Source organism: Pigmentiphaga litoralis (assembly GCF_048632615.1).
Lineage (GTDB): Bacteria > Pseudomonadota > Gammaproteobacteria > Burkholderiales > Burkholderiaceae_B > Pigmentiphaga > Pigmentiphaga litoralis_B.
The window spans coordinates 2,738,496-2,754,855 of sequence record NZ_CP184479.1; the positions used below are offsets into that span (position 1 = coordinate 2,738,496).

Below are 16,360 nucleotides of genomic sequence, written 5' to 3' on the forward strand. Positions count from 1 at the left end.
ACAGGTTCTCCGTTTTTATGACCCCGATGATGATCGGGCGGGGTCAAAGCACACGCAGCACGTCCTTAGGCCAAGATTCTAACGGACAAGGCGAACGGGATCTGTCACGAAGTGTTGTCCCGTTCGCAAGATATGGCTCCTGTTCTTGCGCGATTGCCGGGCAGGGCCATGGTGCAGCGAGCGGCGCGGGCAGGTTCCCTGATTTGAAAATTTCCGGAAATTTGCCACATCTGCCATCTCCGTGCGTTGAGTGGCAGATGTGGCAAAAAACGGTTTTTTCAAAAGCAGTACCTTCCTGGTCGCCTGTTGGTCGACCCGGTCAAGCTCTCCCAGGCCGCGACGTTGTGTCGTCGCATTAAGATCACGGCCGAGTTGGCTTCCGTGCGCAGGCATGCGGAATGCTGCATTACGCCATTGCACCAAACGATGAAAGGAAGACAGCATGCAACGAACCGCTTTGGTGGTAGGCGTGACAGGGATAGGCGGCAATCATGTTGCGCGCGAACTGCTGGCCAACGGATGGAATGTGATCGGCCTGTCGCGCCGGCCGCCCAGGGATCTGCCCGACGTACGGCATGTCGCAGCCGACCTGCTCGATCCGCAAGCGTTGAGCAGCGCGCTGGCCGACGTCGCGCCAACCCACGTCTTCATTACCACGTGGATGCGGCAGGACACCGAAGCCGAGAACATACGCGTCAACGCCGCTTTGGTGCGCAACCTGCTGGACGCGCTGTCACCCCGAAAGAGCGTGCGCCATGTGGCTCTGGTCACGGGCCTGAAGCACTACCTGGGCCCCTTCGAAGCCTATGCCCAATCCGGTACGCTTCCGGACACGCCACTGCGCGAAAGCCAGCCGCGCCTGCCGTTGGAAAACTTCTACTACGCGCAGGAAGACGAGGTGTACGCCGCTGCCGAGCGCGATCGCTTCACCTGGAGCGTGCATCGCCCGCACTCCATCATCGGCCAGGCCGTCGGCAATGCCATGAACATGGGTACGACGCTGGCGGTGTACGCCACGATCTGCAAGGAAACGGGCCGTCCCTTCCAGTTCCCCGGGTCTGAAGCGCAATGGAAGGGCCTGTCCGACGTGACCGATGCCCGCATGCTGGCCAAACAACTGGTATGGGCCGCCGACACCGATGCGGCCAAGAACGAGGCGTTCAACATCGTCAACGGCGACGTGTTCCGCTGGAGCTGGTTGTGGCCGAAACTGGCCGAGTGGTTCGGCGTTCAAGCGGCCGGCTATAGCGGACATATCCAGCCTTTGGAGATCGCAATGGCGCAGGATGCCCCGCTGTGGCGAGACATCGCGGCCCGCCACGGGTTGGTGGAGCCGGACCTGGAGCGGCTGGCATCCGCCTGGCACACGGACCTGGATCTGGGTCGTCCGCTGGAGGTCATGACTGACATGGCCAATAGCCGCCGCCTCGGGTTCACGGCGTATCAGGCCACGGATGCGTCGTTCTTCGAACTGTTCGAGCGGCTGCGCGCGCAGCGGTTGATTCCGTGATGACCGCTCAATCCCCGGCCAGATGGGCCGCCAGCTCTTCCGGCGTGCCGTTCGGAAACGCCGACTTCAAGTAATCCAGAAACGCCAACACGCGGGCGCTCAGCAGGCGTCGAGATGGGTACAGGGCCCACAATGCCACCTCGGGTTCGTCGACCTTGCCCCACAATGCCAGGCGGCCACGATCCACGTCATGGCTGACCAGTGATATGGGCAGGCGCGCCACGCCGGCGCCGGCACGTACCGCATCGCGCACCATCAGCAGCGAGGTCAGGCGCAGCACGGGTTCCACCGTCAGGGTCGTGGTGCGGGCGCCCTTGATGATGGACCACTCCGCCTTGTCTGCACCCGGCCCATACACCACAGCCGGTGCCGTCTTGCCCCGGGTCGGGGCGCGCAGGCCGGGGTGCGCCACGACCACCAGCCGGTCGCGCAAGAAGATGCGGCCGACCAGGTTTTCGTCGGGATCGGGATTGACGCGGATCACGAGGTCGTAGCCTTCTTCAACCATATCTACCGCCCGGTCTTCTGCCGTCACTTCCAGCCGCACGTCGGGGTAGGCCAGGGCAAAGCCGCCGGCCAGCTTTCCCATCGCGGCCTGCGAGAACAAAGTGGGGGCGCTGATGCGCAATCGCCCCCGCGCGGTGGCGCCGCCCGATGCCAGCGCGGCCGCCGTCTCATCCACTTCGGCCAGCAGTGCGCTGGTGCGTTCGTACAGCGCCTGTCCTTCTTGCGTGAGCTTGAGCACCCGCGCGCCGCGTTCCAGCAGGCGCAGGCCCAGGCTGCTTTCCAGATCGACCACGCGGCGCGACAGCGTGGCCTTGGGGCGGCCCGTTGCGCGGGCGGCGCGGCCAAAGCCTCCGTGACGGGCCACCAGATTGAAGTCAGCAAGCGCAAGAAGATCCATGTGTTCCACCATTGAGACGGTCTGTCCAAATATACCGTCTATCGGTGCGTGCGTGAGACGCCTACGATGCAAGCGTCAACCCACCTTCAACCGAATTTTCCAGGAGTGAACACCATGACCATTCTCGTAACCGGCGCCACCGGCACTGTCGGCCGCAACGTCATCGAACAACTCGTCAAGCGCGGCGCCAACGTCCGTGCGCTTCTCCGCACACCCGACAACGCCAGCCTGCCCGCGGGCGTCAGTCTCGTTCAGGGTGACATGCTCGACGTCGACGCACTGCGCCGCGCGGTCAACGGCGTGTCGACGCTATTCCTGCTCAATGCCGTGGTGCCGGGTGAATTCACCCAGGCGCTGATCGCCCTGAATGTCGCGCGGCAGGCCGGCGTAACCAAGATCGTCTACCTGTCGGTGATCAACAGCGACGTGTATGTCAATGTGCCGCACTTTGCCGGCAAGTTCGCCGTCGAGCGCATGATCGAGCAGATGGGTTTCTCCGCCACCATCCTGCGCCCGGCCTATTTCATCCAGAACGATCTGACCGTCAAGGACGTGGTGATCAACCACGGCGTGTATCCCATGCCGATCGGCAGCAGGGGACTGGCCATGGTGGATGCGCGCGACATCGCGGAAGTTGCGGCAATCAAACTGATCGAGCGCGACCAGGCGACCCAGCCCCAGCCCCAGCCACTCGAACGCATCAACATCGTTGGCCCCGATGTCTTGACGGGTGCCGATGTGGCGGACATCTGGACCGATGTGTTGAAGCGGCCGATTCAATACGGCGGCGACGATACGGTGCAGTTCGAACAGACCCTGCGCCAGTACGCGCCGGCTTGGATGGCGTATGACATGCGTCTGATGGCGGAGCGGTTCGTGAGCGATGGCATGGTGCCCGAGGCGGGCGATGCCGAGCGGCTGACGGCGATCCTGGGCCGGCCGTTGCGGTCGTATCGGGGATTTGTGGAGGGGTCGTAGCGACGGCGTAGTCGGTCCCCTGACCCCTGCGCTGCGGCTTAGTGAGACAAACACTCGTAAAGGAGCGTCGTGTTCTAGGCGTCAGACGACGCTTTCCCCTGCAGCCCGGGTGGCGGTGTCGCTTCGTCGGCATCCGGATCGCGCCCCTGGCTGCGGTCGAAGTTGCGCATCACCGGGGTGACCGTGACGCCGTGCATCAGGATGGACACCAGGATCACCAGCCCCACGATCGACCACAGGCGTTCGGCGTTCTGTACGTTCTCCATGTGGTTCAAGCCATAGGCCAGGTAATAGATCGAGCCGACGCCGCGGATCCCGAAGAACGATAGCGTCAGTCGTTCCTGCCAGTCCGCCTTGTGTCCGATCAGCCCGATCAGCCCGGCGACCGGGCGCACGATCAACAGGATGACGATCACCGCGACCACGTCGGTCCACTTCAATGCCGAAAGCAGGCCGCTGACCAGTGCACCCCCGAACAGGATCAGCAGGATCATCATCGCGATGCGTTCGACCTGTTCGGTCAAGGCATGCATCTCCAGCTGGAATTCGTGGTCGCGATGGGCGTGGCGGAAGGTCAGGGCGGTGACGAACACGGCCAGGAAGCCGTAGCAGTGGATCAGTTCGGTCAGGCCATATGAGACGAAGGTGGCGGACACCGCGATCAGCCCGTCGCCGGTCTTGACCAGCTTGGTCTTGGCGGGAACGTGGAAGGTCAGCCATCCGAACAGGCGGCCGATCAGGTAGCCGCCGACGACGCCCGCGCCGATCTCCCACAGCACGTTGTACGTCAGCCATTTGGCCAGCCAGGGTTCGCCGGTCGTGGCGGCCAGCGACAGGACGATGGCCAGGTGGACGAAGGGGAAGGCAAAGCCATCGTTCATGCCGGCTTCCGACGTGAGGCCGAAGCGGACCTTGTCTTCGTCGCCGGACTTGGGCGGCCCGACCTGGACGTCGGCCGCCAGGACCGGATCGGTGGGCGCGAGGGTGGCGCCGAGCAGGAGGGCGGCCGTCCAGGTCAGGCCCATCGCCCAACCGGCAATCAGTGTGATCGCCGCAATGCTCAATGGCATGGTGATGGCAATCAGCCGCCACGTCACGCCCCAGGTGCGGAAGCTGAAGATGCGATCGAGTTTGAGGCCGGCGCCCATCAGGGCGATGATGACCACGAATTCCGAAAACCGCTCGGTGACCTCGGGGTAGCGGATCGGCAGGGGGTTCAGCGTGACCTGGGGCAGGAGAAATATGCCGGCTCCCAGGGCAATGCAGACAATGGGCAGGGAGAGCGGCAGGCGCCGCAAGGCCAGGGGCAGCCAGGCCACGAGGGCGATCAGCAGCCCGGTACCCGTCAGGACGAGGATGTATGGGTCGGGGGCAAAGTCTGCGGGGAGCTGCATGGGACCCTGGTCGTTGGCGGGTTGGAGCGCAGTGGTTGCTCTTATCAATTATCGACTAGAGCAACTACCGTGCCGCCTGCCTGACCTGACTTAACCTGACCACGCCACCGTCAATCCGTCGTGCTCGGGCTCCAGAACGCCTGCCGCACCGCGGGCATGGCCGCCAGGTACTGCACAAGGGTATCGAGCTGGTCGCCATCGATCGACGTGGCCGCCAGGGTGGCTTCGATCTCGACCTCGTCCTTGCCGAAGGCGCGCAGCATCACATTGCGCGCGGGAAGGCTGGCACGCGCCAGCGCCGCTTCCAGCTGCGTCATGACCTGCTTCTGATGATTGCTGTCCGCAATGACATGGACCGTGTTCGTCACTTCCGCGGAATTCACATCCATGGGTTTCCGGTCGATGGCATTGACGATGGGTCGCAGCAACGTGTTGGCCGACAGCACGAAGAGCGTGCCCAGCACGGCTTCCACGATCAGGTCTGCCCCCGCCGCGGCGCCGATGGCTGCCGAGCCCCACAAGGTGGCGGCGGTGTTCAGGCCGCGCACATTGCCTTCTTCGCGCATGATGACGCCGGCGCCCAGAAAGCCGATGCCCGACACCACGTAGCTCATGACCTGCACGGCACCGCCCGACCCCTGCAACCGGTTGGCGGTATCAACGAACAGCGCCGCACCGACCGCGACCAGCACGTTGGTGCGCAGCCCCGCGGTGCGTTGCCGGTACTGGCGCTCGAAGCCGATCAGGCCACCAAGCAGGAACGCGGTGGCCAGGCTGATCAGCGTGTCGAGCAGCGACGTGAGGTTGATGTTCTGGAGTGCTGCCATGCTGGGGCCTTGATAGGTGCGCACCTATGCTACCGCGTTACTTGTCGAAGTACCCCTGCTGAATCGCGCGCAACCACACCGGGCCGATCACGCGCACCTGGCGATCGACGATGCTGTGGTTGAACCCTTCGATCCGGGTCAACACGTGCTTGCCGATATAGGGCGCCATCATGGTTCTGGCAGCTTCCATCGACTTGACGGGATAGACCTCGTCCAGCGTGCCGTTCATGTCCCACACCGGCAGGCCTTTCAAGGCCGGCCCCGGCATGCTCGTTGCAAGAATGTCATTCAGCATCTTGTTGAAGCCCTGCGCCTTGGTTTCCGCCGGCACGAAGCTGGCCTTGTACAGCCGCATCGCCAGCTCAGACAGCGCTCCCACGTTGTAGAACATGATGGGATCTTCCACCCCCTTGAAGCGAGGCTCTTTCAGATTGCGTGCCCAACGCGCTTCTTTCTGGCCAGGATCGGCGCGCTTGTTATAGAACTCGAAATCCGCGCGGCCACGGCCGCGCACACGCAGCGCAGACTTCTCGTAAGGCCAGTCCCAGCGCCCGCCTTCGACTGACCCGTAGTAGTATGCGACGCCAGGAGGTGAGGACCCCCAATTGAGGTAACCGTCCGGACGGACCCGTTCGGCAAGTGGCCACATCAACGCGCCGCCAGTTGAGAACCCCCAATAGAGGATCAAGGACTTCCGGCGTTCCGTTACCGGTAGCGCATGACGCACACCTGCCTCGAGCCCATCAACCATGGCAACTGGCGTGGCTGCGACCATCTCGTTGAAGAGCTGTGTGCCTTCGTTGGGAAAGCGCACGTACTCGCTGCCGCTTGAACTTGCCGTATTGCCCGCGGGCTTGACCGTGTAGTCGGACTTCGCCCAGTACGCTTTTTGATGCTGCGAGAAGATGGGCATGCGATCGTCCAGCGGAATGGTTTCCCACGACCCGCTTTTGTCGGGCGCAAAGAAGTTCCACCGACCCACGCGTGTCAACGCAACAAACGTCACCCCACGCTTGGCCAGGTATACGCCTATCCCTTCCTTGCCTTCATCGGTCTCAAGAAAGCCATTCGCACTGGAACTGCCTTCTTCCGTGGCCACCAGGACCACCTTGCGGCCTTTGTGCATCAGCGGCCTGGCCGGTTCCAGGCGCACCACGACCTGTGTAAATTGCATGCCGTTGGCGCTGTAGTCGACATAGTCGACCGTCTTGGTAAAGGAGGTCGACTCAGGAAAATCCTTGCCCTGCAGGATCTCGTTGACCTCCGCTTCGGGCAGCGTTCCCTTGTCGGCGGGCAACGTCCAAGCGCATGCAGCGCTCAGGTATAGCGTGGACAGCGAGGCAGCCAATGCGCTGGCAACAACGTTCAATTTCATCGCGATCGTCCCTTTGTTGGTATGTGCAGATGTGGTGTCGCGAACGACCTTACACACAAAACAAAGGGACAAGAGGGGGTGCACGATATTGGGTTTCGGGTTCCCGAATAGGGTGCGTGATCTGCACCGGTGGCGTGCGCAACTGCGGCCTGCCTACAACGCATGAGCAACGCAGCGTGGCGGGTAAACGCTCACGCGCGTGCGCCATCCTTCCGTTCGCGGGTCAGGCGTTCACGCCGCCATCCACCGTCACCGCAGTCCCGGTGATCTGCCCGGCCGCCGGACTCGCCAGAAACGCGACCGCCGCCGCGACATCTTCCGGGCGCCCGTATTTGCCCAGCGGCGTCATGGCGCGCAGGGTGTCGGCCAGGTCGCCGTCAGCCGGATTCATGTCGGTGTCGGTGGCGCCCGGGTTGACCTGGTTGACCGTGATGCCGCGTGGGCCCAGCTCGCGGGCAAGGCCGCGCGTCAATGCGACCTGCGCGGACTTGGTCATGGAATACATCGTCACGCCGCCGAAGGGCACACGTTCCGACAACGACGATCCCAGCAGAATGATGCGCCCGCCTTCCTGAAGATGCGGAATGGCGGCCTGAACCACCAGCACGGCGCCGCGCACATTGACGTTCAAGAGGGCGTCGATGTCGGCCAGCGGGATGTCTTCGAGCAAACCCTGCCGGGCGATGCCTGCGTTGTTGACCAGGATATCGAGACCGCCCAGGCCCTGGACCGTGGCGTCGACCGCCGCCTTGCCCGCTGCCGGATCCGCGCTATCCGCCTGAATGGCCACAGCGCGACGACCGGTCTGTTCGATGGCACGAACCACCTCCGCCGCGCGTTCGGCGGAACGTTCGTATGTGATGGCGACGTCCGCGCCCTTCTGTGCCAGCGCCAGCGCGATCGCGGCGCCGATGCCGCGCGATCCACCGGTGACAAGGGCGCGCTTACCTGAGAGTTCGTTCATGTTTTTTCCTGTGGGTGACAGCTGAATGGGAGGGGGGCGAAGCGCTGTCCACAGCACCTGCTCCATCGGTCGCAATCTATTTATGTGTCGATCGATAGATAAATGCTACGCACGCCGATCGCTGCTGTCAAAATATTTGTGTTGATCGGCACAAAATAGGCTGGCGTTGGTCTTACGGTCTCATTGGAGTTAAATAGCGATCGATGCAAAAACTTTCTCCTTCTGACGCTTCCCTGCCTGCGCCTACCCGGTCACGTGGGCGGCCGCGTGCCTTCGACCGTGCGGCGGCCCTGCTCAAGGCGACCCATTTGTTCTGGGCCAAGGGGTACGAGGCCACGTCCATTTCCGACCTGACCGAAGCCATGGGCATCGGCTCGCCCAGCCTGTATTCCGCGTTCGGTTCCAAGGAGGCCCTGTATGCCGAGGCGCTTGCCCACTATGCGAGCACCTACGACGAAATGGTGTGGGCCGGGTTCTTTGCGGCGGGCACGGCGCGCGAGGCGGTCGAGGCGTTCCTGCGGGATTCCGCGCGGGTGCTGACCGGCGGATCGTGCGACATCCCCCGCGGCTGCATGGTGACGCTGTCGTCCGTCGGCAGCGAAGGCCATGCGCAGCTAGGGGAACTGGTGCAGTGCGCGCGTGCGGAGGCGCTGGTGCGGTTGAAGGCACGCCTGAGGCGGGCAGTCGACGACGGCGAGATCGCCGCCGCGGTGGACGTGGAGGCCCTTGCCCGCTTCGTGCAGATCGTTCAGTACGGCATGTCGATCCTGGCGCGCGATGGCGTGGCGGGGGAAGCGCTGGATGCGACGGTGGATGTGGCGATGGCGGGGTTTGATGCGCGCGTGGGCGGTTGAATCCTCAATCCAACGACTGAGTCAATCTCCGGATCCGTTCACGGGTCCGCCTGATGGTTGTGCCCAGCACCTCTCGTAGCCAACCGCGGTCTACCTTCACCTCTCGCAGAGTCGGTTCGCCATCCGGCGATCCCGCCTGGCCTTCGTATTCGTCGAAGTCAATGTAGTGGATGACGACAACGTTGCCGGTCGCAACGGTTTTCTCGCCAAAGACAGCGCTGGGTGCGGCGTCCACGCCGGCGGCATCGGCAGCGGCGGCGGGCAGTGACCAGGTTACGGGCGTGTCGGTCGCCGGCGCTTCCAGGTAGTCCAGCACGCGTTGCAATTCGTCGAAGCTCAATGCCATCAGCGGAATTTCGCGCGCGCCGTCTTCAGCGGCGTCGTCGGCCACGAGCAGCGCGATGTCCCACGCCTCGAGGTTTTCGCGGCAGCGTTCGCGGGCCGCGGGGGATAGCGATTGCGCGGCGTCGTGCAGGGTGGCCAGATATTCCGTGAATTGGGCTTCGCCCGCGGGCGTGTCGAAGTAACCGGTCAACACGGACGTGCGCTCTTCGTAGCCGAAGCGGCTTTCGGTGCGCGCGGTGTAGACGACGGCCGATTCGGGCAGGGCGGGCATGGGCAGAGGCCGGGTGCTATTGAGCAGCTTGAGCCACTTGCGGCGGGGCAGGGACGGCAAGAGGCCGATCTCTGCGCTCAGCGCGACGCCACCGCCTACCTGCGCGTAGTGCGGAAAAGGGGAATCCTCGTCTTTGAGGGGAGCGAAAAACGGGTTGGACATGGTCACCAATAGCCAGGACAAGACGGGCCATCCAACGCACGCATGCGCTCGACAGCCCGCTTTACCTTACCCCGATCCGATGCCACGTCCGGCCGGTCTGACCGCGCCGAGTTGTTACCCGGCGTGTCGCGCCGGCAAAAGGTTTAGTTCTGTTCGAACTTTTCGTAGCGGCGATCGGAAAACTGGGTTTCGGTGGTGAGGTCGATGACCCGTGCGCCAGGCGGGCCCTGGCGCAGCCATTCAAGCATCTGGTCCACCTGATCGGGCGTTCCCTGGACGAGGGCTTCGACCGAGCCGTCGTCGTTGTTGCGAACCCAGCCGCGGGCGCCAATCAGGTGGGCGCGGCGGACGGTGGCAAGGCGATAGCCGACACCCTGGACGCGGCCGGTGACGTGGACTTTGAGGGTTTCGACAGGGGTGTGGGGATCGAGCTTTTTCATGGTGGCGGAACGGGTCAGTGACGTGCATCGGGTGGATGGAAGTGTCCGGCCCAAGGCTTTCGACCCGATGTCGTCTACAAGGAAGTCGTGTAGTGTACCCAGCCAGTGGGTGCCGGCGTGTACGGCGCCTTGCGCTATTGTTGCCCTTGCCTTAACCGCGCGTCGCTGATTCTTACGCCCTGATTGCCTGCTGCCATGTCCATTGCCACGTCTTCCCCTGACATCCGCCTGCTCATCATCGATCCGCAGAACGACTTTTGCGATCTGCCTGCCGATGCGACGCCGCCCGGCGCGTCGCCCAGCCTCCCGGTACCGGGCGCGCACGCCGATATGGTGCGGCTGGCTGGCGTGATCGGCATGATGGGCCAGACGCTGGCCGGGATCGGCGTCACGCTCGACAGCCATCATCGGCTCGACATTGCGCATCCGACCTTCTGGCAACAAGGCGATGGAAGCGACGTCGCGCCCTTTACCGAAGTCACCGCCGCCGAGGTTCGCGCGGGCAGGGTGGTGCCACGGGATGCGGCGTCGTTGCCGCGCGCGTTGACCTATCTGGATGAGTTGGAACGGCGCGGCCGCTACCGCCTGATGGTGTGGCCGGTGCATTGCGAGATGGGCACCTGGGGGCATCAGGTGCATGCGGCCGTCGGCACGGCGGTCAAGGATTGGGAAGCCGCAACCGGCCGCTCGATGCAGGTCTGGCGCAAGGGCATGAACGCCTGGACGGAACACTACAGCGCGGTGCTGGCCGAGGTGCCTGACGACACCGACCCCGGCACACAGGTGAATCAGGCGCTGGTGGACTGGGCGGCCGCGGCTGACGTGCTGGTGGTAGCGGGGGAAGCGGGCAGCCATTGCGTCAAGGCCACTACTGAACATCTGCTGGATTACCTTCCGGCCGGCCATGCACGGCGCATGGTGCTGCTGACGGATTGCATGAGCCCCGTCGGCCAGTTCGAAGCGGCGCAGGCTGCGTTCCTGTCAGCAATGCAGGGGCGCGGTGTGCATCTGACAGACAGTCAAGGACTGGCGCGCGTGCTCGGAGCTGTCGTATCTGACCCCACCCGCAACGAGGACGATTGCGTCTTGACGAATCGAGAACAGCATGGCGTATGAACATGACCTGACGGTCTATATCGGGCGGTTCCAGCCCTTCCATCTCGGGCACCTGGCCCTGCTGCGGCAAGCCCTGCAACGCGGCGAGAAGTGCGTGGTCGTGCTCGGGTCCTGCTTCCAGGCGCGCACGCCGCGCAACCCGTTCACGCGCGATGAACGGATCGCAATGATCCACCTGAACCTGACGCCCGAGCAGCAGGCGCGCGTGGTGTTCGTGTCGATGCGCGATTACTACGACGATGCGCGATGGGTCGCCGCGGTGCGCCGCGAAGTCGGCAAGATCGCGGCCCAGGGCGCGCGCATCGGCCTGATCGGGCATTTCAAGGATGCGACCAGCGATTATCTGCGGCGCTTTCCCGGATGGAACCTGATGCCGCAGGACCGCATGGGGGCCATCGACGCCGTCCATCTGCGCGATGCGCTGTTCCAGGGCAAGGACGATCCGGCCGCGGCATTGGCCGTGGTGGCGCCGCATGTGCCTCAAGGCACGCTGGGTTTCCTGCGTGCCTGGCTGGCCCTGCCTTTCCTGCTGCCCTTGTCGGAAGAATGGCGAACGCTGCGGGCCTACAAGGCGGAATGGGCGACGGCGCCGTATCCGCCGGTGTTCACGACGGTGGATGCCGTCCTGCGCTGCCGGGACCACGTGCTGCTGATCCAGCGCGGGCAGGCGCCTGGCAAGGGGCTGTTCGCGGTACCCGGAGGCTTCCTGGAAGCGCGCGAAACGGTGTATCAGTCAGCCGTGCGCGAACTGCGGGAAGAGACCCACCTGGGTCTGCTGGAAAGCGATCTGGCGCAGGCGCTGCGCAATGTGGCGGTGTTCGATCATCCCGACCGCAGCCAGCGCGGCCGGATCATTACGCATGCGCACTACTTCGAGCTGGACAGCGACGAGCTTCCTGAAGTGCGGGGCGGGGACGATGCCGCCTCGGCACAGTGGGTGGCGATCGCCGATCTGGCGGCCATGGAGGACCGCTTTCACGACGACCACTTCCACATGCTGGACCACTTCCTTGGCATCACGGATGCCGGCGCGGGTTACCTGACGACGTAGCCCGCGGTAGGCGCGGTGTCGGGCACGCCCAGCGCGGCCTTGAGCTTGGCCGCCACCAAGGCCTGGGCATGCCGGGCTGCCTGCACCACCGTGGCCATGCCAAAGAACTCGTGCGTTGCGCCTTCGTAGTTCTGGTGTTCGACCGGCACGCCGGCTTCACGCAGGCGCTCCACGAGTTTTTCGCCATCGGTACGCAGCGGATCGATGCCGGCCGTGATGACTGTGGTGGCAGGCAAGCCCTTCAGGTCGGCGCCCAGCACATTGATCAAGGTGCTGTTCTTGTCGTCGGGCGTGCGCACGACCTGTTCAATGAACCACAGCATCATGTCTTTGCTCAGGGGCCGGGCATTGGAATTTTCGTGATACGACGCCGTGCCGGTGTCATTGCCGGCGACCGGGTAGATCAGCACCTGATGGGCTGGCGGTAGCAGGTCATAGTCGCGCGCGTAGATGGCGACATTGATTGCAAGATTTGCACCGGCGCTTTCGCCCATCACGGCAACCCGATGACCATCTCCGCCCAGCGACGCCGCGTTGGCCAGCAGCCAGTCGTAGGCAGCATTGGCATCGGCGTGCGCAGCCGGAAACTTCTGTTCCGGCGCCTGCCGGTAGTGGGCGGACACGACGATGCAGCGGGTCAGGGTCGCAATGGCGCGGGGCGTGGCGTCGTAGCTATCGATGTCACCGATGACCCAGCCGCCACCATGGAAATACAGGATGACGGGGAAGGGGCCGATGCCTTCCGGGCGGTACACGCGCGCGGCATTGTTGCCGGCCGGGCCAGGGATGGTGATGTCTTGCGTGATGACGTCGCTGAGCGGCTGAGAGATGCCCTGCTCAAGCATTACCTTGCGCACGGCGTCGGCCGGACTGGGCTGCCGGCGCGCTTCGGGCGCTTCCAGGTCTTGCAGGGGCTTGGGCTCCAGGCGCTTGAGCGCATCCAGGACCGTGAGCATGTCCGGGTCGGCATGCTTGGTGGGATCCATGCCGACGACAGACTTCAAGGTGTCGACCAGACTCATGTGATGCTCCAGGAAAAGGGAAGGCCGCACGCGCGGCCGTACGCCCGCCATCAGCAGGTATTGTTCCCGTAATCCAGCCGTTCAGGGCAGTGCGGCAAAGCGGGTTGCCATCGGCATGACGGCAAACGGCGTGGTCATGTGGTCCTGGTCGCGGATCTCCACATACCGCAGGGCGTCGGCGGGCAGGCCGGCCTTGAGCACGACATTGCGCACCGCCCTTGCACCGTCCAGCATTTCGGTCGATCCGACGGGCCATCCGGGCCACTCGTCCTGCGCCATGACCAGCATGAGCTTCGCGTTGCCGAATCTGGCGGCAGCGAGGTCGGTCAGGATCCGGCTGTCGTCCCACCACACCGCCGGACTGATGGCGACATACCGTTGAAAAGCGTCGGGCTTGTCCGTCAGAACATGGAGCACGTAGGATGCACCCAGCGAATGTCCGGCCAACGTCTGGCGGCGAGCGTCGACGGGATAACGCGCACCAATGGCCGCGCGCAGGTCCTCCGTCAGGAACGTCGTGAACGCGGCCGCGCCGCCGGGTTGAGGACCGCGCAGCCGTTCCAGCGACGCCGGGTTGCGCGCGGGCTGCAGGAAGTCCCGGGTTCGCCGGACGCCGTTGATGACCTGCCCCTTGGGGTAGCCGACCCCGACTACCAGCGTGGCCGCGGTTTCGACCAGTTTGCCGCCCTCGGGCACCAACGGAAATTGCCGGATCAGCTCCATTGCATTGGCTGCCGTGCCGAAGTAGGCATTGGCATCCAGCAGCACCATCACCCCGTAGCCCAAGGGGGGCGGTTCCCCAGCGGGAGCCGACACCGAGATCTGATAGTCCTGGCCGTCACGCGACGTCATGACGAATTCCTGGATCCGGGGTTGGTTCGATGTCGTGGAAAGCTGGCTTGACGGGGGAGCCGCAGGGCTGCCCGTTGGCGGGGCTGGCACGGTGTCGGACGCGCTTGCGGCCTGGAACGACAGGCAGGCCGCAAGGAGGGTCAGCTTGCTCAGGTGCGACAGGTACGACGGCGGAAGGGAGTTGAACATGGAAGGCTTCATGAAGGGGATGACATGGCTGGCGGATCGGACCGGCGCTGCAGGGCGCAGGATGCGGATCCGGCCCTACCCTGGACGCCCCAGGGCAACGCTGGCCGCAGCCGTCATTCTGAACGAATGACTCAAGGCACCAGCTCGGCGTCCCCGGGACTCATTGCGTAGGGCGTGGCGGCGGCCAGATCGTCCAGCCATTGCCGGAAGGCGGCGTCCTTGTCCCCATCCTGCATGCGCAGCAGGGCCGACGGGTGCAGCGTGATCAATACTGGCCGGGTATCGGCACGGTGCAGCCAGTGGCCACGTTCCCGCGTCACGGCGACCGGGTGGCGCATCAATGACCGGGCCGCGGTGGCGCCAAGCGCAATGATGGCCTGCGGCTGGACCAGTTCGATCTCGCTCTCCAGCCATTGCAGACAGGCGTCGGCTTCGGCCTGCGCCGGCGTCTTGTGGATCCGGCGTTTGCCGCGCAGTTCGAACTTGAAATGCTTGACGGCGTTGGTGACGTACAGCGCATCACGCGACCACCCCAGCTGCGTCAGCGCGCGTTCGAACAGCTGGCCCGATGGCCCGACAAAGGGTCGGCCTTGCAGGTCTTCATAGTCGCCGGGCTGCTCGCCCACGACCATGAGCCGGGCCGGCGTCCGGCCTTCGCCAAACACGACCTGGGTCGCGGAATGGCCGATGGGGCAGGCGCGGCAGCGCTGCGCGGCATCGTGCATTTCGGGCAGCGACATGCCGCGGCTGGGCATTGCTGCGCCGTCGCGCGGCGCATGGGTCATGGTCACGACCGGACGCGGCTTGCGAGGCACGGTCGGGTCCTGCGCGATCATGCCGGCACTGCGGCGGCTTGCCTCGGCCACCAGCGGCTCGATCAGCACCGCTTCGGGCAGGTTGTGCCAGTAGCGGCGCGGCATTTCGTTCTTCATCGCCTGCACCTTGAGGCGCGACGGGTTGAAGATGTTTTCGTAATAGGTCAGCCACAGCGCCTCGCCCGCATCGGCTGGCGGCGCCTGGTCGCGGCGCATGCCCGGCCCGAGCGACAGCGCCTTGCCGTCCCATTGCACCGACCGTTCCGGCGTCAGGATGGCCCACCGCATCTGAGCGAAGCGGCGCTGGAAGAATGGCGCGGTGGCTTCGACGATGTGGTGATCAGGTTCGAACCAGGCCACGTGCAGCGGCTGGTCGGATGTACCGTCGTGCACCGTCCGGAAGCGCACGAAGGCCGTCATCTTGTGCTTGTCGCGCCGCACGACACGGGCCAGGTTTTCCAGGTAGACACGGTCGGGGTCCAGCGTGTCGTGACGCAGATCCGGCTGACGCACCAGGCGCCACAGCAGGCGATACAGCACGCCGAAGCGTTGCGGTGCGCTGTGCAGGATGGCCGTCTTGCACAACGTCAGGAAGTCGGCGGGAACACGGATGTCGAGGGCGGGCACGTCATGGGCGAGTGCTTCATGGGTGGGCGCTTCATGGGCGGGCACGTCACGGGACGGTGCGTCATGGGCAGGCACGTCATGAGCAGGCACGTCGCGGGCAAGGGCGCCACGGGCAAGTGCGTCACCGGTCGGCGGCGCATCCGTCGCCGCGTCGTTGTCCGCAGGCATGACCTGGGTAAACAAGTCGGACGTGGCGACATCGCGCACCTGCCAGCTTACGGCTTCGGGAGGGATCTGCTCGCGGAGCAGGGCGCGCGCATGGCGGCGAAAGCCCGCTAGGTCGACCTGGGAATCGAGGGTGATGACCCGGGGCATGGCGGTGTGGCCGCTGACGGTGTGGCCGCCTGAAGTGTGGCCGCCCGCGGCGTGGCCGCCGGGGCCGGAGTCAAACGGCGCCTGCCCGATGCCTGGCGGCTCGTCGAACAGGTCACCGGAAGATCCGCCCGCCATGAGTCAGCCGAACAGGTCGGCCGTCTGCTCGGCGGCTTCGTTCACGACCGCGGCCTTGCGGCGGCGCGGAGCAGACGGCGCGGCCTTGGCGGGCGCCTTCTGCGGTGGCGGCGCGAAGGCCTCGCCAAGTTCCAGCGTGGCATTCATGGCCAGCGCCTCGCAGGCGTCTTGCCGCAGTGCGCGAGCCACGCGCGGGTCATCCGCCTGTCCACTG

The 16,360-nt window shown here is 64.8% G+C and carries 15 protein-coding genes; 5 read left to right on the forward strand and 10 right to left on the reverse strand.

What is annotated here, in order from left to right; translation table 11 throughout:
• Positions 1–442: 442 nt before the first annotated feature.
• Positions 443–1,510 carry an SDR family oxidoreductase gene (locus tag ACNANG_RS12285; protein WP_420227405.1) on the forward strand — a complete coding sequence of 356 codons (1,068 nt, stop codon included), beginning with the start codon at positions 443–445 and terminating at the stop codon, positions 1,508–1,510.
• Positions 1,511–1,517: 7 nt separating this feature from the next.
• Here ACNANG_RS12285 and ACNANG_RS12290 read toward each other — a convergent pair whose 3' ends face one another.
• Positions 1,518–2,414 carry a LysR family transcriptional regulator gene (locus ACNANG_RS12290; protein ID WP_420227406.1) on the reverse strand — a complete coding sequence of 299 codons (897 nt, stop codon included), beginning with the start codon at positions 2,412–2,414 and terminating at the stop codon, positions 1,518–1,520.
• A gap of 114 nt (positions 2,415–2,528) precedes the next feature.
• Here ACNANG_RS12290 and ACNANG_RS12295 point away from each other — a divergent pair, with 114 nt between their 5' ends.
• Complete coding sequence (locus ACNANG_RS12295; RefSeq protein ID WP_420227407.1) at positions 2,529–3,392, forward strand: SDR family oxidoreductase; 864 nt, start codon at positions 2,529–2,531, stop codon at positions 3,390–3,392.
• Positions 3,393–3,466: 74 nt separating this feature from the next.
• Here ACNANG_RS12295 and ACNANG_RS12300 read toward each other — a convergent pair whose 3' ends face one another.
• From ACNANG_RS12300 to ACNANG_RS12315, 4 genes are all read right to left on the reverse strand, one after another.
• Positions 3,467–4,786 (reverse strand): cation:proton antiporter, encoded by a 1,320-nt coding sequence (locus ACNANG_RS12300; RefSeq protein ID WP_420227408.1) that lies wholly within the window; start codon positions 4,784–4,786, stop codon positions 3,467–3,469.
• 110 nt (positions 4,787–4,896) lie between these two features.
• A complete protein-coding gene (locus ACNANG_RS12305) occupies positions 4,897–5,613 on the reverse strand; it encodes an MgtC/SapB family protein (protein WP_420227409.1) in 717 nt (238 codons plus the stop codon).
• A 37-nt stretch (positions 5,614–5,650) separates the two neighbouring features.
• Positions 5,651–7,060, reverse strand: coding sequence for a hypothetical protein (locus ACNANG_RS12310; RefSeq protein WP_420227410.1), 1,410 nt, complete (start codon positions 7,058–7,060; stop codon positions 5,651–5,653).
• A 151-nt stretch (positions 7,061–7,211) separates the two neighbouring features.
• Positions 7,212–7,952: an SDR family NAD(P)-dependent oxidoreductase gene (locus ACNANG_RS12315; RefSeq protein WP_420227411.1), complete on the reverse strand. Its 741-nt coding sequence runs from the start codon at positions 7,950–7,952 to the stop codon at positions 7,212–7,214.
• Positions 7,953–8,155: 203 nt separating this feature from the next.
• Here ACNANG_RS12315 and ACNANG_RS12320 point away from each other — a divergent pair, with 203 nt between their 5' ends.
• Positions 8,156–8,806 (forward strand): TetR/AcrR family transcriptional regulator, encoded by a 651-nt coding sequence (locus tag ACNANG_RS12320; protein WP_420227412.1) that lies wholly within the window; start codon positions 8,156–8,158, stop codon positions 8,804–8,806.
• A 4-nt stretch (positions 8,807–8,810) separates the two neighbouring features.
• Here the strand turns inward: ACNANG_RS12320 and ACNANG_RS12325 are convergent, their stop codons facing one another.
• Together ACNANG_RS12325 and ACNANG_RS12330 are read right to left on the reverse strand one after the other, a co-directional pair.
• Entirely contained in the window at positions 8,811–9,584 is a 774-nt protein-coding gene (locus tag ACNANG_RS12325) for a hypothetical protein (protein ID WP_420227413.1), read from the reverse strand.
• Positions 9,585–9,727: 143 nt separating this feature from the next.
• Complete coding sequence (locus tag ACNANG_RS12330; RefSeq protein ID WP_420227414.1) at positions 9,728–10,024, reverse strand: acylphosphatase; 297 nt, start codon at positions 10,022–10,024, stop codon at positions 9,728–9,730.
• Positions 10,025–10,219: 195 nt separating this feature from the next.
• Between ACNANG_RS12330 and ACNANG_RS12335 the strand changes: the two genes are divergently transcribed.
• Both ACNANG_RS12335 and ACNANG_RS12340 read left to right on the forward strand, forming a co-directional pair.
• Entirely contained in the window at positions 10,220–11,140 is a 921-nt protein-coding gene (locus ACNANG_RS12335) for a cysteine hydrolase (RefSeq protein WP_420227415.1), read from the forward strand.
• Entirely contained in the window at positions 11,130–12,191 is a 1,062-nt protein-coding gene (locus tag ACNANG_RS12340) for a bifunctional nicotinamide-nucleotide adenylyltransferase/Nudix hydroxylase (RefSeq protein ID WP_420227416.1), read from the forward strand. The genes ACNANG_RS12335 and ACNANG_RS12340 overlap by 11 nt, the downstream gene beginning before the upstream one ends.
• Here the strand turns inward: ACNANG_RS12340 and ACNANG_RS12345 are convergent.
• The 3 genes from ACNANG_RS12345 to ACNANG_RS12355 all read right to left on the reverse strand — a co-directional run bounded on the left by ACNANG_RS12345 (position 12,176) and on the right by ACNANG_RS12355 (position 16,146).
• Positions 12,176–13,213: an alpha/beta hydrolase gene (locus ACNANG_RS12345; protein WP_420227417.1), complete on the reverse strand. Its 1,038-nt coding sequence runs from the start codon at positions 13,211–13,213 to the stop codon at positions 12,176–12,178. The genes ACNANG_RS12340 and ACNANG_RS12345 overlap by 16 nt on opposite strands.
• An 81-nt stretch (positions 13,214–13,294) precedes the next feature.
• Positions 13,295–14,254 (reverse strand): alpha/beta hydrolase, encoded by a 960-nt coding sequence (locus ACNANG_RS12350; protein ID WP_420227418.1) that lies wholly within the window; start codon positions 14,252–14,254, stop codon positions 13,295–13,297.
• 131 nt (positions 14,255–14,385) lie between these two features.
• The gene (locus ACNANG_RS12355; RefSeq protein WP_420227419.1) at positions 14,386–16,146 is read right to left on the reverse strand and encodes a UdgX family uracil-DNA binding protein; all 1,761 of its coding nucleotides are present in this window, start codon (positions 16,144–16,146) and stop codon (positions 14,386–14,388) included.
• Positions 16,147–16,360: the final 214 nt, after the last annotated feature.

Coding starts and splice junctions, on each gene's coding strand:
- ACNANG_RS12315 (WP_420227411.1), bottom strand. CDS start 7,952: ATGAACGAACTCTCAGGTAAGCGCGCCCTTGTCACCGGTGGATCGCGC.
- ACNANG_RS12320 (WP_420227412.1), top strand. CDS start 8,156: ATGCAAAAACTTTCTCCTTCTGACGCTTCCCTGCCTGCGCCTACCCGG.
- ACNANG_RS12290 (WP_420227406.1), bottom strand. CDS start 2,414: ATGGATCTTCTTGCGCTTGCTGACTTCAATCTGGTGGCCCGTCACGGA.
- ACNANG_RS12345 (WP_420227417.1), bottom strand. CDS start 13,213: ATGAGTCTGGTCGACACCTTGAAGTCTGTCGTCGGCATGGATCCCACC.
- ACNANG_RS12335 (WP_420227415.1), top strand. CDS start 10,220: ATGTCCATTGCCACGTCTTCCCCTGACATCCGCCTGCTCATCATCGAT.
- ACNANG_RS12325 (WP_420227413.1), bottom strand. CDS start 9,584: ATGTCCAACCCGTTTTTCGCTCCCCTCAAAGACGAGGATTCCCCTTTT.
- ACNANG_RS12340 (WP_420227416.1), top strand. CDS start 11,130: ATGGCGTATGAACATGACCTGACGGTCTATATCGGGCGGTTCCAGCCC.
- ACNANG_RS12330 (WP_420227414.1), bottom strand. CDS start 10,024: ATGAAAAAGCTCGATCCCCACACCCCTGTCGAAACCCTCAAAGTCCAC.
- ACNANG_RS12350 (WP_420227418.1), bottom strand. CDS start 14,254: ATGTTCAACTCCCTTCCGCCGTCGTACCTGTCGCACCTGAGCAAGCTG.
- ACNANG_RS12305 (WP_420227409.1), bottom strand. CDS start 5,613: ATGGCAGCACTCCAGAACATCAACCTCACGTCGCTGCTCGACACGCTG.
- ACNANG_RS12295 (WP_420227407.1), top strand. CDS start 2,529: ATGACCATTCTCGTAACCGGCGCCACCGGCACTGTCGGCCGCAACGTC.
- ACNANG_RS12355 (WP_420227419.1), bottom strand. CDS start 16,146: ATGGCGGGCGGATCTTCCGGTGACCTGTTCGACGAGCCGCCAGGCATC.
- ACNANG_RS12285 (WP_420227405.1), top strand. CDS start 443: ATGCAACGAACCGCTTTGGTGGTAGGCGTGACAGGGATAGGCGGCAAT.
- ACNANG_RS12300 (WP_420227408.1), bottom strand. CDS start 4,786: ATGCAGCTCCCCGCAGACTTTGCCCCCGACCCATACATCCTCGTCCTG.